Source organism: Achromobacter denitrificans NBRC 15125 (genome assembly GCF_001571365.1).
Taxonomy (GTDB): domain Bacteria; phylum Pseudomonadota; class Gammaproteobacteria; order Burkholderiales; family Burkholderiaceae_B; genus Achromobacter; species Achromobacter denitrificans.
In genome coordinates this window covers 46,268-60,918 of the sequence record NZ_BCTQ01000021.1, presented here as the reverse complement: position 1 = coordinate 60,918, position 14,651 = coordinate 46,268, and the positions used below count along the sequence as shown (strand labels likewise).

Genomic DNA, 14,651 nt, shown 5'->3' with positions numbered 1-14,651 from the left:
TCGTTCCTTTTCAGCGGACGATGGCGATGCGCTTGGCGACCTGACGCACAACCCTGGATATCAGGAAGCAAATCGCCAGATAGACAGCTGCCGCCAGCAGATACGCCTCAATCGGACGGCCCGCGTTCCTGCCTGCCGTTTCGAAGCCCTTCAGCAGGTCGTAGGCGCCGATCGCGTAGACCAGGGAGGTGTCCTGGAAGAGAATGATGGTTTGCGTCAGCAACACGGGCAACATATTGCGCGCCGCCTGTGGAAGGATGATCAGCATCAGCGTCTGCGGCCCCGTCATCCCCAGGGCACGGCCCGCATTGACCTGCCCCGCGGCAATCGACTGGATACCCGCACGGACGATCTCGCTGAAATAGGCAGCCTCGAATGCGATGAAGGTGATGTAGGCCGAGTATTCGGCGCGCCGGTCTATGCCGCCGGGCAGGTACTGGTAAAACCAGGTAGGCACCAGCAGAAAGAACCAGAGAATCACCATCACTGCCGGGATGCTGCGCATGCCAGTGACGTAGATGTCCGCCGCGCGCGCCACGACGGCAGGTCCGTTGAGCCGGACGATCGCCAGCATGGTCCCGACGAGAATGCCGCCGATCGTAGCCACCACCGTCAATTGGACACTGAAGATCAGGCCGGGGATGAGGAAATCCTTCAGGGCCTGCCAGTCGTAGAATGCAATATCGAGATTCATTGCCGGCTCACCCTCTATTCCCAACATAGCCCGGGATCCGGGTACGTTCCTCGATGACCGCCATGACGCGGTTTATCGCAAGCGCCGTGACGATGTAGAGGACTGTCACCGCCAGGTAGACTTCGATACCCCGCGACGTTTCTTCCTGGACCTGCATTGCAAACATCGTCAGCTCCGGAATCGACACGGCGAAGGCCACCGAGGAGTTCTTCACGATGTTCATCGTCTCGCTCGTGAGCGGAGGAATGATGATGCGCAGCGCCATCGGCAGGAGGACGAAACGGTAGGTCTGCGGCATGGTGAATCCTAATGCCTGACCTGCCAGCCTCTGTCCCCAGGAAAGAGATTCAATGCCCGCCCGCACCTGCTCGGCGATGCGGGCCGAGGTGAACAAGCCCAGTGCGCACACCACCAGAACAAAGCTCGGTGTGCTACGCAGTGGCGGCACAAGGGCGGGCACCACGTGGTACCAGATGAACACCTGCACCAGGATCGGGATGTTGCGAAAGATCTCCACCCATGCGTCGCCGAACCACACGAGCACGGGATACTTGGGCAAGGTGCGTAGGGTTCCGATCACCAGGCCCAGCGCCAACGCCAGTACGAGCGCCGCACCGGCTACCGCCGCCGTCCAGCCCCACGCGTTGAGCAGCCATTGCCAGTACGTGGGAAATCGGCCACCTGGATCCTCCAGAAATACCCGCCAATCTAGATTGAACACAAAGGTCTCCCCCTAAACGCCCCCACGGCGGCGGCTCCCGGAGTAGCGGGAGCCGCCGCGCAAGGGACTATCTTTTCCGCTCTATCAGTAGTCATCGGCGGGCTTATCGTTCGGATTGGCCCATGCCTCACGGGTGGCCTCTCCGAGCGGCAGGTTGATCGTCACGCCGTTGGGCGGGATGGGGTTGAGGAACCACTTGCTCCACAACTGTTCCATCTCGCCGGATTTGATTTGCGCCTTGATGCTGGCGTCGACGGCGGCCTTGAACTCCGGATCGTCCTTGGGGATCATGATGGCGATCGGCTCGACGCTCAAAACCTCGCCGACGATCTTGAAGCCCGAAGGCTGCTTCGACTTGGCGATGAAGGTCGCCAACGTCGACGCGTCGATGACATAAGCGTCCGCGCGGCCCTGCTCCAGCATCAGGAAGCTTTCCGAATGATCCTTGCCGAATACCTCCTTGAAGCCAATGTTGTTGGCCCGTTCGTGCTTGCGCAGCAGTTGCACGGAGGTCGTTCCGGTCGTCGTGACAACGGTGCGATTGGCGAGGTCCTTGATCGAATCGATCCCCGAGTCGGCACGGACGGCCATCCGGACTTCCTCGACATAGGTAGTCAGCGCGAACGCGACGTCGCGCTGACGCGCCTTACTGTTGGTGGTGGCGCCGCACTCAAGATCGACGGAGCCGTTGGCCACCAGCGGGATGCGGTTCTGGGACGTCACCAGTTGGTAGCGCGTCTGCAGCTCGGACAGGCCAAGTTGCTTGCGTATGTCTCGAATCACATTCGTGCATACGTCGTAGTGAAAGCCGGTGTATTTACCCGCCCCCAGTGCATAGGAGAACGCCGTCGATTCGCGCACCCCCATCGTGATGGTTCCTGAATTCTTGATTCGGGAAAGTGTGTCCGCGGCTTGAGCGGAGGCGGTGCCAGCCAGAAACGTAGCGGCGATCAGGGAATAAATGGTTTTCAAGGTACTCTCCGGTGCAACTGGTTGATGTGGCGGTTGGGTACGTTGGCGTGGTTATCCAATACTCGCGGTGGACGGCGCTAGCCGCCGCGTGGGTCGATGACTCGGGCGGGTATGCCGACCGCCGTGGCGGAATCGGGAATGTCGCGAAGTACGACGCTGCCCGCGCCGATTTGAGCGCCCGCGCCGACACGGATCGGACCGAGCAGCACTGCGCCGGCCCCGAGCACCGCGCCGGGGCCAATCTTGGGATGCCGGTCGCCGCGCGCCTTGCCCGTGCCTCCCAGCGTCACATTCTGGAAAATCGACACCCCATCCCCGACCACGCTGGTCTCACCGATCACGATGCCGGTGGCGTGGTCGAGCATGATGCCGGCGCCGATATGCGCCGCCGGATGGATATCGACACCGAATACCCTGCTGGACACGGCCTGCAGATGCAGCGCCAACGAGCGGCGTCCCCGCAGCCACAGCGCATTCGCGATGCGATGGCTTTGCAACGCCTGGAAGCCCTTCATGTGCAAGAGAATCTGCAGCGCCGATTCGCTTGCCGGATCGCGCTCCAGGGCGGCGTCAAAATCCTGTACGACGATTGCGGTCAAGCCGGGCGCCGCATTCAAGACCTCAGAAAACAAGGCCTGTAGTTGCGAATGGGAGACAGCCTCTCCAGCGAGTTGACCGGCCAACTGCCAGGCCAGTATCGACAGCAGGTCTCCATCGGACGCCAGCAGGGGCGCCACGGTGCCGGCGAGCAACGGTTCGGCGGCCGCCAGGCGCTCGATGAGCCCGGCGCATGCCAGCCCCTCGCGAGGGGAAATCGTCAGCGCAGCCAGCATTGCTGCCCTCCCTTACTTCAACGCGGCACATGCCTCTAAGATGCGGTCGCAAGCTTTCTTGAGCACTTCCTCGGAAGTCGCGAACGAGAGGCGGAATGCGGGAGACAGTCCGTAAGCCGAGCCCTGTACGGTGGCGACCCTATGCTCGTCGAGCAGATAGGACACGAAATCGTTGTCGTCCACGATCGTTTTGCCCATGGGCGTCGTCTTGCCGATCTGCTCGGCGCAGGACACGTAGACGTAGAACGCGCCGGGAGGAGACGGGCATTTCAGTCCGTGCCGGCCATCCAGGCTCGACACCACTAGGTTGCGGCGCCGCTCGAACTGGGCAACCCAGTCCTTGATGAACCCGAAGGGACCGCAAAGCGCGGCCGCCGCGCCGGCCTGGCTGGCGGTTGCCGGGTTGCCGCTGGTTTGCGACTGCAGTTTCTCCATGGCTTTCACCAAGGGCTTGGGCGCGCCGGCATAGCCGATGCGCCAGCCCGTCATCGCGTATGCCTTGGATACGCCATTGACTGTCACCGTTCGCGCGAGGAGGTCAGGATTCGCTTGCGCGAACGAGACATAGGCCGCGCCGTCGTAAAGCAGGTGTTCGTAGATGTCGTCGGTCAGGACATGGAGCTGGGGATGGCGCCTGACCACCTCCCCGAGGGCGCGCAGTTCCTCGCGCGAATAAACCGCGCCGCTCGGATTGTTCGGGGAATTGAGGATCAGCCACTTTGTTTTCGGCGTAATGGCCGCTTCCAGTTGCTCGGGCGTGATCTTGAATGCTTGCTCGAAGCCGGCGACGATGAAAACGGGCACACCGCCGTTCAGGCGCACCAGATCCGGATACGACACCCAATAAGGCGCCGGGATCACCACCTCGTCGCCATCATCGATGGTCGCCGTCAGGACGTTGAACAGCACCTGCTTGGCGCCAGCGCCCACCGAAATCTGATCCGGCGGATAGTCCAGGCCGTTTTCGCGCATGAACTTGTCGCTGATGGCCTTCTTCAAGTTCGCCGTTCCATCGACGGCGGTGTACTTCGTCTGCCCCGCCAGGAGCGCCTGGTAGGCCGCTTCGATAATGTGGGGCGGAGTGTCGAAATCCGGTTCGCCCGCAGTGAGATTGCACACATCCACGCCCTCGGCGATGAGGGCCTTGGCGCGCGTGAGCGCCATGATGCTGGGGGAAGGTTGAATGCGATCGAGCCGGCTGGAGAGGAATGTCATCGGTATGCCCAGTTGTGTGCCTGTTAGCGACAAATTTAGTGGCGCACATAACATTCCACAAGCGAATGTTTAGAATGCTTAATACGAATAAAATTCGTGAATCAGAACAGGTCGTGATTTAGGGCGGGAGCGCATATATGGTCACATTCAAACAAGTCGAGGCCTTCTACTGGTCGGCGGAACTTGGCAGCTTCGACAGGGCCGCCGCGCAGCTCAGCACTACGCAGTCAGCGGTCTCAAAACGCGTGTTGGAGCTGGAGGCCGCATTGGGTCTCGAACTGTTCGACCGCTCGCGGCGAAGAGCGCAGCTCACCGTGCGCGGGGTAGAACTCAAGCCGCTGGCGTGGGAAATGCTGTCGGCACGAACGCGGTTTGTGGACGTAAGCCGGGTCCATCCCGTCCCGCCACGCAACCTGCGCATCGGCGTGACCGAACTGACGGCGCTGACATGGCTGCCGGGGCTCGTTCAGCGGATCCGTGGCGCGTATCCGCACGTCTTGATCGAACCGGTTGTCGACACCAGCGCGGTCCTGGCGAGCAAAGTCCAAGATGGCGACCTGGATGTGGTTGTGACGCCCGATGCGTTCAGGGATAGCGGCCTGGAGGTGGTTTCGCTGGACTCGGTGGAATACGCCTGGATGTGCAGCCCGAGTTACCTTCCGGACGTCGACACCCTGCCCCTGAAGGAGTTGGCTCGGTACACGGTGATAGAACAATCCAACGCCTCGGGATTGGGCACGATGATGTCGCATTGGCTGGAGAGGCAACACGTTAGATTCGAGAGGACCGTCTCCAGCAGCAACCTGACCGCGGCTGCTGCCTTGACGATCTCCGGCCTGGGCATCTGCTACTTGCCGCAAGGCATCTTCGAGGACTCCATCGACGCCGCGAAGCTCAAGGTCATCCGCAGCACTCCCGCCATTCCGCGCATGCCGTATGTGCTGATGTTCGACAAGTCTCGAGCAGATGTCTTCGTGCAGTTCGTCTCGTCCATTGCGACGGAGACGTGCGATTTCACAAGAGCCTCGCCCTCTTACTTTTAGCCGGCCGAAGCCTTCTCGCGCGCGTATTCAGCGTATTCACGCAGAACGCCGGCCGCGCTCAGCATGCATGGCGCCCGGAGCAGCGGAAACAGCCGCGCACTCGGCCAATATCCATTTGGCCAGATGGGTCGCGGCCTCGGTTGGCGGGTCATCCTCGCGCACCCACAGGTAGTAGTCCAGGCCCGTGTCCAGCATCTGGTCGAACGGCTGCGTCAGGCGGCCGGCGGCCAGCTCCCCTTCGATCAGCGCCAGGCGCAGCAGGCCGACTCCAAGATCGGCCAGGACCGCGCTCAATGTGAGCTGCGTATCCTCCAGCAGGGGGCCGGTCAGCCGTGGCGATCCTCCGTCGCAACCCGCGCGCCGCCTCAGTCTACAGACTTGTTACACCCCAACTTCAGTGAACCAAATCTCAAGTTCGATGAACTTCGACAGTACTTTCGGCTGAGGATCACCCAACGACGGGGCCTTCAAATCCGATGAGTCGAACCTAAAAGGGGACAACCTAGATTTGCTAACCACTTGAAGTTGCAGGGTTGTCCGTTTCAAGTTACGTGGATTCCATTCACAGCTAGTGAATTCCGACAGCACCCCGGCCGGTGTGCGTCGGCAACAACCCCGTCCCCAATATACAACGCGCCGCTCCTCCCCCCTCAATATGTAACAGCCCGGCCTCCCCCCCTTGAAGCCTAGAACATCATCCCTATAATTAGCACTCGACACCGGTGAGTGCTAACAACGCTCCCGGGGCCCAACCGATCATTCTCTTCTTCTTTTAGTAACAGGAGTTCCACATGGCCTTGCGTCCCCTGGGCGATCGCGTGATCGTCAAACGCCTCGAAAACGAGCGCAAGACTGCCTCGGGCATCGTCATCCCCGACAGCGCCGCTGAAAAGCCTGATCAAGGTGAAGTCGTGGCCGTCGGCCCCGGCAAGAAGACCGAAGACGGCAAGATCCTGCCCGTCGACCTGAAGGCTGGCGACAAGGTTCTGTTCGGCAAGTACGCCGGCCAGTCCGTGAAGGTTGATGGCGAAGAACTGCTCGTCATCCGCGAGGACGAAATCCTCGCCGTGGTCCAGTAAACCCTGCCTCAAACGAATTTTCGAAGGAAGCTAAGAAATGGCTGCCAAGCAAGTATTGTTCGGTGACGACGCCCGCGTGCGCATCGTCCGCGGCGTGAATGTCCTCGCCAACGCTGTCAAGACCACCCTGGGCCCCAAGGGTCGCAACGTCGTGCTGGAGCGCTCGTTCGGCGCCCCGACCGTGACCAAGGACGGCGTGTCCGTCGCCAAGGAAATCGAACTGAAGGACAAGTTCGAGAACATCGGCGCCCAGCTGGTGAAGGACGTCGCCTCCAAGACTTCCGACAACGCCGGTGACGGCACCACCACCGCCACCGTGCTGGCCCAGGCCATCGTTCAGGAAGGCCTGAAGTACGTTGCCGCCGGTTTCAACCCGATCGACCTGAAGCGCGGCATCGACAAGGCCGTCGCCGCCGCCGTCGCCGAACTGAAGAAGCAATCCAAGCCGGTCACGACCAGCAAGGAAATCGCCCAGGTCGGCTCGATCTCGGCCAACAGCGACACCTCCATCGGCCAGATCATCGCTGACGCGATGGACAAGGTCGGCAAGGAAGGCGTCATCACCGTCGAAGACGGCAAGTCGCTGGAAAACGAGCTGGACGTCGTCGAAGGCATGCAATTCGACCGCGGCTACCTGTCGCCCTACTTCATCAACAACCCGGACAAGCAAGTTGCCGCCCTGGAAGATCCGTTTGTCCTGATTTTCGACAAGAAGATCAGCAACATCCGTGACCTGCTGCCGGTGCTGGAACAAGTCGCCAAGTCGAGCCGTCCGCTGCTGATCATCGCCGAAGACGTCGAAGGCGAAGCCCTGGCCACCCTGGTTGTGAACAACATCCGTGGCATCCTGAAGACCACCGCCGTCAAGGCGCCTGGCTTCGGCGACCGCCGCAAGGCCATGCTGGAAGACATCGCCATCCTGACGGGCGGCACGGTGATCTCCGAAGAAACCGGCATGTCGCTGGAAAAGGCCGGCCTGGCTGAACTGGGCCAAGCCAAGCGCATCGAAGTGGGCAAGGAAAACACGACGATCATCGACGGCGCTGGCGACAGCAAGTCGATCGAAGCCCGCGTGAAGCAAATCCGCGTCCAGATCGAAGAAGCCACGTCCGACTACGACCGTGAAAAGCTGCAAGAACGCGTGGCCAAGCTGGCCGGCGGCGTTGCCGTGATTCGCGTTGGCGCTGCCACCGAAGTCGAAATGAAGGAAAAGAAGGCTCGCGTCGAAGACGCCCTACACGCTACCCGCGCTGCTGTGGAAGAAGGCGTTGTGGCTGGTGGCGGCGTTGCTCTGCTGCGCGCCAAGCAAGCCATCACCGAGCTGAAGGGCGACACGCCTGACCAGAACGCCGGCATCAAGCTGATCCTGCGCGCTGTCGAAGAGCCGCTGCGCACCATCGTTACCAACGCCGGCGAAGAAGCCAGCGTGGTGGTGAACAACGTGCTGAACGGCAAGGGCAACTTCGGCTACAACGCCGCGACCGGCGAGTACACCGACCTGGTCGAGCAAGGCGTGCTGGATCCCACCAAGGTGACCCGTACCGCCCTGCAGAACGCTGCCTCCGTCGCCAGCCTGCTGCTGACGGCCGAAGCCGCCGTCGTCGAACTGGCTGAAGACAAGCCCGCTGCTCCGGCCATGCCCGGCGGCATGGGCGGCATGGGCGGCATGGACTTCTAAGTCCCGCTTGCCCTGCAAGGCCTCCCCGGCTCCGGCCGGGGAATGCAGTATCCCGAAAAACCCCCGGTCCTTCGCCCCGGGGGTTTTTCTTTTTCCGGGCGCAACGCAGCCTCACGGGCAAACACGTTTGCGCACAATCTGCGGGTTTCGCCGCGGCGCATGCGTCCCTACAATGAAGGTTCCCCAGAAAGAGCCGAGTTCCATGCGTTTTCCAAAGACCCTGTTGCGTACGCTGCGCCCGTCCGAAATCGGCGGGCTGTTGATGGACTCCGCCAAGCAGTGGTCGACCCATCGCGCGTCGAGCAAAGGCGCGGCGCTGGCCTTGTACATGGTGTTCTCCCTGGCGCCCATGCTGATCCTGGTGATCGCCGTGGCGGGCGCCTTCTTCGGCGAGGACGCGGTGCGCTCGGAATTGTTCTCGCAGTTGCGGGACCTGACCGGCGAGCGCGGAGCCGAGGTGATCCAGACGGTGCTGGCCAGCGCCCACGAGTCCGGCGGCGGCTGGATCGCGGCGCTGATTTCGATTTTCGTGCTGATTTTCAGCGCCACCACGGCCTTCGCCGAGCTGAAGGCCAGCCTGGACGATCTGTGGGAAGTGTCGGCCAACCAGAAGGGCGGGCTGCACGGCATGGTGCGCAGCCGCATGCTCTCGTTCGGCCTGGTGCTGGTGCTGGCGCTGTTCCTGCTGATTTCCCTGACCGTGAACGCCGGCCTCGCGGCGGCGCGCGCCTACTACGGCGACCTGTGGACGGCTTCCTCCTTCGCGCTGGTGGCGGAGTGGATATCCAATCTGTTTTCCTTCTCGGTGGTGGCGGCGCTGTTCGCGGTCATTTTCAAGTTGCTGCCCAGCGCGAAGATCTCATGGCCGGACGTGATCCCCGGCGCCATCGTGACGGCGGCGCTGTTCCTGGTCGGCAAATGGGGCATCGGGCTGTACCTCAGCCGTGGCGCGGCCGTGTCCGCCTATGGCGCGGCGGGCTCGCTGATCGCCTTGCTGCTCTGGATCTATTACTCGGCGCAGATCTTCTTCTTCGGCGCCGTGTTCACACGACAGTTCGCGCTGCGCTTCGGCCGGAAACATCCGCCCGAGGCTCAGGCGGCTGCCTCGGAAGCCGATCCCGGCGCCTGAGCGCCGGGCCGGCTCAGGGCTCTTCCGGGCTTTCCAGCCCGGCCATCAGGCGCAGGCATTTCAGGAACACGGGCCGCAGCGCCTCGGGAATGGGCGCCAGCACCTGCGCCTCGACGGCGGCATCGGCCGGCAGGATGCGCGCCAGGAGAGCGAGCCCCTCGTCCGTGATGTCCAGGGCGTAGGCGCGGCCGTCTTCGGCGGAACGCGTGCGGCGCACATAACCCTTCTTGGTCATGCGCGCGATCATTTCGGCAAAGGAATTGCGGTCCAGCGCGATCAATTCGGCGATGCGATTCTGCGTGGCGCCCGGGTTCTGATGGACGGTGATCAGCAGGGCCTTCTGGCGCGGGGTCAGGTCCTCGTCGGGGAAGGCCTGGGCGAACAGGCCTTCGGCCCGGAAGTGGGCCCGGCGCAGCAGGTGCGAGGCAACGCGGGTCAGGTCGAATTCATTCAGGGCGCGGAGCTTGGCCTGGCCGGGGCGGGCGGGTCGGGCTGTGGCGGTCATCGGGCTTCCATGGAGTACGCCTGGCGATTGTAGGCGCAGGTGTCGTCGAAAACGCGCATTGACTTGCGGGCGGCGGGTACCTATGATCCCCACAATTAGTACGTATACGTATTTATTTGTCCGTTATCAGAGGCCCGGCATGACGATCCGTCAGTTACGCAACTATATCGATGGCCGTTTCGAGGACGGCGTCTCCACGTTCGACAAGCGCAGCCCCGTGGACGGACGCCTGATCGCCCGGGTCCATGAAGCCGGCCGCGACCAGGTGGACCGCGCCTTGCGGGCCGCGCAGCGCGCCCTGCCCGCCTGGGCGGCGCTGCCGGTCGCCGCGCGCACCGATCACCTGCTGGCGCTGGCAGACGGTATCTCGCGGCGCTTCGACGATTTCCTGCGGGCCGAGATCGGCGACACCGGCAAGCCCGTCGGCTGGGCCGGCGAGATCGATATTCCCCGGGGCGCGGCCAATTTCCGGGCCTTCGCCGAGCTGGCCCGCACGCTGGACATGGAAAGCTACATGACCGACACGCCCGACGGGCGGCAGGCGCTGAACTATGCCTATCGCAAGCCGCTGGGCGTGGTGGGCGTGATCTCGCCCTGGAACCTGCCGCTCCTGCTGCTGACCTGGAAGGTGGCGCCCGCGCTGGCGTTCGGCAACACCGTGATCATGAAGCCGTCCGAGGTCACGCCCTCCACGGCCACGCTGCTGGCCGAGGTCGCGGACCAGGCCGGTCTGCCGGCCGGCGTGCTGAACCTGACCCACGGCTTCGGCCCGGACTCCGCGGGCGAGTTCCTCACCACGCACCCGGATATCGACGGCATCACCTTTACGGGCGAGTCCGCCACGGGCGCGGCCATCATGCGCGCCGTCGCGCCGGGCGTGAAGCCGGTGTCGTTCGAGCTGGGCGGCAAGAACGCGGCCCTGGTGTTCGCCGACGCGGATTTCGACGCCGCGGTCGAGGGCGTGACGCGCTCGGTCTTCGCCAATTGCGGGCAGGTCTGCCTGTGCACCGAGCGCGTATACGTCGAGCGCCCCCTCTACGAACGTTTCGTGGAAGCGCTGGCAGCGCGGGCCCGCGCGATGCGCATCGGCTGGCCGATGGATCCGGACACCGAAATGGGCCCGCTGGTGTCGCGCGAGCACCGCGAGAAGGTGCTGTCGTACTTCGCGCTGGCCCGCCAGGAGGGCGCGACGGTGGTGGCCGGCGGTGGCATCCCGGTATTCGGAGACGCCCGCGACGAAGGCGCCTACGTGCAGCCCACCGTCTGGACCGGCCTGTCCGAACAGGCCCGCTGCATCAAGGAAGAAGTCTTCGGCCCGGTGTGCCACGTGGCGCCCTTCGATACCGAGGACGAGGCCATCCGCCTGGCCAACGACACGCGCTACGGGCTGGCCGCCGCGGTCTGGACGCAGAATCTCGCCCGGGGCCACCGCGTGGCGCAAGCGATGAAGGTCGGCCTGGCCTGGGTCAATTGCTGGTTCCTGCGCGACCTGCGCACGCCCTTCGGCGGCAGCGGCCTGTCGGGAATCGGCCGCGAGGGCGGACGCCATTCGCTGCATTTCTATACCGAACCCACCAACGTTTGCGTCAAACTCTGATTTCACGCACAAGGAAAACACGATGAACCAGTCCAGCACAGGCCAGCCCGCCCCGAACCGGCCCGAGGTCGGCGCCACCGTGGTGGCCGGCAAGGCCACGCCCCGCGGCAAGTACCCGCACATCAAGCGCGCCGGAGATTTCCTGTTCGTCTCCGGCACCAGCTCGCGCCTGCCCGACAACCGCATCGCGGGCGCGGAGGTGGACGCCATGGGCACCGCGACGCTCGACATCCGGGTGCAGACGCGCGCCGTCATCGAGAACATCCGGGACATTCTGGGCACCGCCGGCGCCACCCTGGCCGACGTGGTGGAGATCAGCACGTTCCTGGTGAACATGAACGATTTCGGCGGATACAACCAAGTCTACGGCGAGTTCTTCGACGCCGACGGCCCGGCGCGCACCACCGTCGCGGTGCACCAGCTGCCGCATCCGCAGCTGCTGATCGAAATCAAGGCGGTGGCCTACAAGCCGCTCGGGCGCTAGCGTCGGCGCCGCGCATGTCGAACTTCCGCATCACGCCCAATGCGCTCAGCCACAAGCTGAAGCTGCATCAGCTGCAGATCTTCGAACGCGTGCTGGCGCGCCGTTCGCTGTCGCGCGCCGCCAGCGAACTGCACCTGACCCAGCCCACCGTCACCAAGGCCATCCACGACCTGGAAGCCTTCTTCGGAGCCACGCTGTTCGAGCGCTCCAACCGCGGCGTCGCCCCCACCGAACTGGCCGTGGTGCTGGGCCGCCGCGTCCACGCCATGATGGCCGAAGTCCGCTACATGGCCGACGACATCGACGCGGTGCTGGGCGGGGCCAGCGGCCACGTGGTGGTGGGCACGCTCATCGCGGCGTCCGCCAAGCTGCTGCCCGAGGCCATCGCCCGCCTGATGACCGAACACCCGGGCATCCAGGTCACGGTGCGCGAAGGCCCGACCGCGCAACTGCTGCCGGCCCTGGCCACGGGCGACCTGGACATCGTCGTGGGCCGCCTGCCCGGCGCGGACATGGCGTCGATCTCCGGGGTGGCCGTGGACCACCACAAGCTGTACCGGGAAGCGCTCTGCCTCGTGGCCGGCGCGCGCCATCCGCTGGCCAAGGCGCGCAAGGTGGCGCTGGCCGACCTGGCGGACGGCATCTGGATCCTGCCCTCGCCCGCCTCGCCGCTGCGCGCCTCGATCGAGCGGACATTCTTCGATGCCGGCCTGCCCCTGCCCGCCCGGCACGTCGAATCGCTGTCCTTGCTGACGAACATCGGGGTGCTGATGCACAGCGACGCGCTCGCGCTCATCCCCTACGACGCGGCGGCGCAGTTCCTGGACATGGGCATCCTGGCGCGATTGCCCACCGACGTGTTCGGCGCGTTCGGCGACGTGGGCTACTCGGTCCGGGCCGACCGCCCCTTGACCCCGGCCTGCCAGCGGCTGGTGGGCTACCTGAAGCAGATCGCCGGACAACGCGGAACGGCGCCCGCCGAATCCGACGGCTGAAGCCTCAGGGTTATCCCGCGATAGATAACCGGCATGGCCAGGCACGCGATTTCTATTGTGCAAGCCCGGCCGGGCCCGCCTAGACTCCTGGGCAGAGCGCCGTTCACCTCTTCCTGGAGTTCCCCATGCTCGCCTACGGTTCCCCGTTGAATTTCCGACGCTGGATCGACGACAACGCGCACCTGCTCAAGCCGCCGGTCGGCAACAAGCAGATCTGGCAGGACGCGGATTTCATCGTGACGGTGGTCGGCGGGCCGAACCTACGCACCGATTACCACGACGATCCGCTGGAAGAGTTCTTCTACCAGCTGCGCGGCAACGCCTGGCTGTCGCTCTGGATCGACGGCAAGCCGGAACGCGTGGATCTCAAGGAAGGCGACATCTTCCTGTTGCCGCCGCATGTGCGCCATTCGCCGCAACGCCCCGAGACCGGCAGCGCCTGCCTGGTGATCGAGCGGCAGCGCCCCCCGGGCCTGCTGGACGGCTTTGAATGGTATTGCCCGCAATGCCATCACCTGGTGCACCGCGCGGAAGTGCAGCTCCAGAGCATCGTCACCGACCTTCCGCCGCTGTTCCAGGCCTTTTATTCCAGCGCGGAAAAGCGCCGCTGTCCGGCCTGCGGCGCGATCCACCCGGGCAAGGGAGAGGCGCCCGCCCCACTATGATCCAGAAAATCGACATGCATGCGCACTTCTTCCCGCCGATCACGCGGGAGGAAGCCGCCGCGCTCGACCCCGTCAACGCGCCCTGGCTGCGCCCGGAAGGCGACGGCGCCCGCGGCCAGATCATGGCCGGCGACCAACCCTTCCGCCCGGTGGACGCCACGCTCTGGGACCCGGGCCTGCGGTTGCGGCAGATGGATCGGCACGGCGTGGACGTGCAGATCCTGTGCGCCACCCCCATCATGTTCGGCTACAGCTATCCCGCGCAGGCCGCGGCCGACTGGGCCGCGCGCATGAACGACCTGGCGCTCGAACACTGCGCCCACGCGCCTTCGCGCCTGAAGGCGCTGGCGCAAGTGCCGCTGCAGGACCTGGACCTGGCCTGCCGCGAAGCGTCGCGCGCGCGCGCGGCCGGCCATCTGGGCGTGCAGATCGGCAACCACGTCGGCCCCCGCGACCTGGACGACGAAACCCTGGTGCAGTTCCTGATTCATTGCGCGCGCGACGACATCCCCGTGCTGGTCCATCCCTGGGACATGATGACCGACGGCCGCATGAAGCGATGGATGCTGCCCTGGCTGGTCGCCATGCCGGCGGAAACCCAGCTCGGCATCCTGTCGCTGATCCTGTCGGGCGCCTTCGAACGCATCCCGCGCAGCCTGAAGCTGTGCTTTGCGCATGGCGGCGGCAGCTTCGCCTTCCTGCTCGGGCGCGTGGACAACGCCTGGCGGCATCGCGACATCATCCGCCAGGATTGTCCGCAGTTGCCTTCCTCCTACACCGACCGCTTCTATACCGACAGCGCGGTCTTCGATCCGCGCGCACTGCGGCTGCTGATCGACGTGATGGGCGAAGACCGCGTCCTGCTGGGCTCCGACTATCCCTACCCCCTGGGCGAGCAGGAAGTGGGCAGGCTGGTAACGCACGCCGGCCTGCTTCCGGAGGTGCAGGAGAAGATCCTGTGCCGCAACACGATGGCGTTCTTCGGGCTGGACCGCTGCACGCGGCGCCCGCCCGCGCGCGCCAGCCCCGCCGCGCCGCGAG

15 protein-coding genes and 1 pseudogene are annotated in these 14,651 nt (G+C 64.5%); 9 read left to right on the top strand and 7 right to left on the bottom strand.

Going from position 1 to position 14,651, the window contains the following annotated elements:
* Positions 1-10: 10 nt before the first annotated feature.
* The 5 genes from ADE01S_RS18145 to ADE01S_RS18125 form a co-directional block, all read right to left on the bottom strand.
* Complete coding sequence (locus ADE01S_RS18145) at positions 11-694, bottom strand: amino acid ABC transporter permease (protein ID WP_062683121.1); 684 nt, start codon at positions 692-694, stop codon at positions 11-13.
* A gap of 7 nt (positions 695-701) precedes the next feature.
* Complete coding sequence (locus ADE01S_RS18140) at positions 702-1,415, bottom strand: amino acid ABC transporter permease (protein ID WP_062683120.1); 714 nt, start codon at positions 1,413-1,415, stop codon at positions 702-704.
* A gap of 84 nt (positions 1,416-1,499) precedes the next feature.
* Positions 1,500-2,387, bottom strand: a complete 888-nt coding sequence (locus tag ADE01S_RS18135) for an amino acid ABC transporter substrate-binding protein (protein ID WP_062683119.1) — start codon at positions 2,385-2,387, stop codon at positions 1,500-1,502.
* Positions 2,388-2,464: 77 nt separating this feature from the next.
* Entirely contained in the window at positions 2,465-3,220 is a 756-nt protein-coding gene (gene cysE / locus ADE01S_RS18130) for a serine O-acetyltransferase (RefSeq protein ID WP_062683118.1), read from the bottom strand.
* Positions 3,221-3,232: 12 nt separating this feature from the next.
* Positions 3,233-4,435: a pyridoxal phosphate-dependent aminotransferase gene (locus tag ADE01S_RS18125; RefSeq protein ID WP_062683117.1), complete on the bottom strand. Its 1,203-nt coding sequence runs from the start codon at positions 4,433-4,435 to the stop codon at positions 3,233-3,235.
* Positions 4,436-4,572: 137 nt separating this feature from the next.
* Here ADE01S_RS18125 and ADE01S_RS18120 point away from each other — a divergent pair, with 137 nt between their 5' ends.
* Positions 4,573-5,478, top strand: a complete 906-nt coding sequence (locus ADE01S_RS18120) for a LysR family transcriptional regulator (protein ID WP_062683116.1) — start codon at positions 4,573-4,575, stop codon at positions 5,476-5,478.
* A gap of 36 nt (positions 5,479-5,514) precedes the next feature.
* Here ADE01S_RS18120 and ADE01S_RS18115 read toward each other — a convergent pair whose 3' ends face one another.
* Positions 5,515-5,793, bottom strand: a complete 279-nt coding sequence (locus ADE01S_RS18115; RefSeq protein WP_370511542.1) for a LysR substrate-binding domain-containing protein — start codon at positions 5,791-5,793, stop codon at positions 5,515-5,517.
* 476 nt (positions 5,794-6,269) lie between these two features.
* Between ADE01S_RS18115 and groES the strand changes: the two genes are divergently transcribed.
* The 3 genes from groES (at position 6,270) to ADE01S_RS18100 (ending at position 9,364) form a co-directional block, all read left to right on the top strand.
* Complete coding sequence (gene groES, locus ADE01S_RS18110; RefSeq protein WP_006221616.1) at positions 6,270-6,557, top strand: co-chaperone GroES; 288 nt, start codon at positions 6,270-6,272, stop codon at positions 6,555-6,557.
* A 37-nt stretch (positions 6,558-6,594) separates the two neighbouring features.
* A complete protein-coding gene (groL, locus tag ADE01S_RS18105) occupies positions 6,595-8,235 on the top strand; it encodes a chaperonin GroEL (RefSeq protein WP_062683114.1) in 1,641 nt (546 codons plus the stop codon).
* Between the two features lie 202 nt (positions 8,236-8,437).
* The gene (locus ADE01S_RS18100; RefSeq protein ID WP_062683113.1) at positions 8,438-9,364 is read left to right on the top strand and encodes a YihY/virulence factor BrkB family protein; all 927 of its coding nucleotides are present in this window, start codon (positions 8,438-8,440) and stop codon (positions 9,362-9,364) included.
* Positions 9,365-9,377: 13 nt separating this feature from the next.
* Here ADE01S_RS18100 and ADE01S_RS18095 read toward each other — a convergent pair whose 3' ends face one another.
* Positions 9,378-9,869 (bottom strand): MarR family winged helix-turn-helix transcriptional regulator, encoded by a 492-nt coding sequence (locus ADE01S_RS18095; protein WP_062683112.1) that lies wholly within the window; start codon positions 9,867-9,869, stop codon positions 9,378-9,380.
* 139 nt (positions 9,870-10,008) lie between these two features.
* Here ADE01S_RS18095 and ADE01S_RS18090 point away from each other — a divergent pair, with 139 nt between their 5' ends.
* The 5 genes and pseudogenes from ADE01S_RS18090 to ADE01S_RS31315 form a co-directional block, all read left to right on the top strand.
* Positions 10,009-11,466, top strand: coding sequence for a 2-hydroxymuconic semialdehyde dehydrogenase (locus tag ADE01S_RS18090; protein WP_062683111.1), 1,458 nt, complete (start codon positions 10,009-10,011; stop codon positions 11,464-11,466).
* Positions 11,467-11,488: 22 nt separating this feature from the next.
* Positions 11,489-11,950, top strand: coding sequence for a RidA family protein (locus tag ADE01S_RS18085; RefSeq protein WP_062683110.1), 462 nt, complete (start codon positions 11,489-11,491; stop codon positions 11,948-11,950).
* Between the two features lie 14 nt (positions 11,951-11,964).
* Positions 11,965-12,945, top strand: a complete 981-nt coding sequence (locus ADE01S_RS18080) for a LysR substrate-binding domain-containing protein (RefSeq protein ID WP_062683109.1) — start codon at positions 11,965-11,967, stop codon at positions 12,943-12,945.
* A gap of 125 nt (positions 12,946-13,070) precedes the next feature.
* Positions 13,071-13,610, top strand: coding sequence for a 3-hydroxyanthranilate 3,4-dioxygenase (locus tag ADE01S_RS18075; protein WP_062683108.1), 540 nt, complete (start codon positions 13,071-13,073; stop codon positions 13,608-13,610).
* A pseudogene (locus ADE01S_RS31315) lies at positions 13,607-14,602 on the top strand (amidohydrolase family protein); the annotation flags it as partial. The gene ADE01S_RS18075 and the pseudogene ADE01S_RS31315, both read left to right, overlap by 4 nt.
* Between the last annotated feature and the right edge of the window lie 49 nt (positions 14,603-14,651).

What these genes read in the sequence shown, in the direction of transcription:
- ADE01S_RS18145 (WP_062683121.1), bottom strand. Translation starts at nt 694, where the DNA reads ATGAATCTCGATATTGCATTCTACGACTGGCAGGCCCTGAAGGATTTC.
- ADE01S_RS18120 (WP_062683116.1), top strand. Translation starts at nt 4,573, where the DNA reads ATGGTCACATTCAAACAAGTCGAGGCCTTCTACTGGTCGGCGGAACTT.
- ADE01S_RS18100 (WP_062683113.1), top strand. Translation starts at nt 8,438, where the DNA reads ATGCGTTTTCCAAAGACCCTGTTGCGTACGCTGCGCCCGTCCGAAATC.
- ADE01S_RS18085 (WP_062683110.1), top strand. Translation starts at nt 11,489, where the DNA reads ATGAACCAGTCCAGCACAGGCCAGCCCGCCCCGAACCGGCCCGAGGTC.
- ADE01S_RS18090 (WP_062683111.1), top strand. Translation starts at nt 10,009, where the DNA reads ATGACGATCCGTCAGTTACGCAACTATATCGATGGCCGTTTCGAGGAC.
- ADE01S_RS18080 (WP_062683109.1), top strand. Translation starts at nt 11,965, where the DNA reads ATGTCGAACTTCCGCATCACGCCCAATGCGCTCAGCCACAAGCTGAAG.
- groL (WP_062683114.1), top strand. Translation starts at nt 6,595, where the DNA reads ATGGCTGCCAAGCAAGTATTGTTCGGTGACGACGCCCGCGTGCGCATC.
- ADE01S_RS18125 (WP_062683117.1), bottom strand. Translation starts at nt 4,435, where the DNA reads ATGACATTCCTCTCCAGCCGGCTCGATCGCATTCAACCTTCCCCCAGC.
- ADE01S_RS18075 (WP_062683108.1), top strand. Translation starts at nt 13,071, where the DNA reads ATGCTCGCCTACGGTTCCCCGTTGAATTTCCGACGCTGGATCGACGAC.
- groES (WP_006221616.1), top strand. Translation starts at nt 6,270, where the DNA reads ATGGCCTTGCGTCCCCTGGGCGATCGCGTGATCGTCAAACGCCTCGAA.
- ADE01S_RS18095 (WP_062683112.1), bottom strand. Translation starts at nt 9,869, where the DNA reads ATGACCGCCACAGCCCGACCCGCCCGCCCCGGCCAGGCCAAGCTCCGC.
- cysE (WP_062683118.1), bottom strand. Translation starts at nt 3,220, where the DNA reads ATGCTGGCTGCGCTGACGATTTCCCCTCGCGAGGGGCTGGCATGCGCC.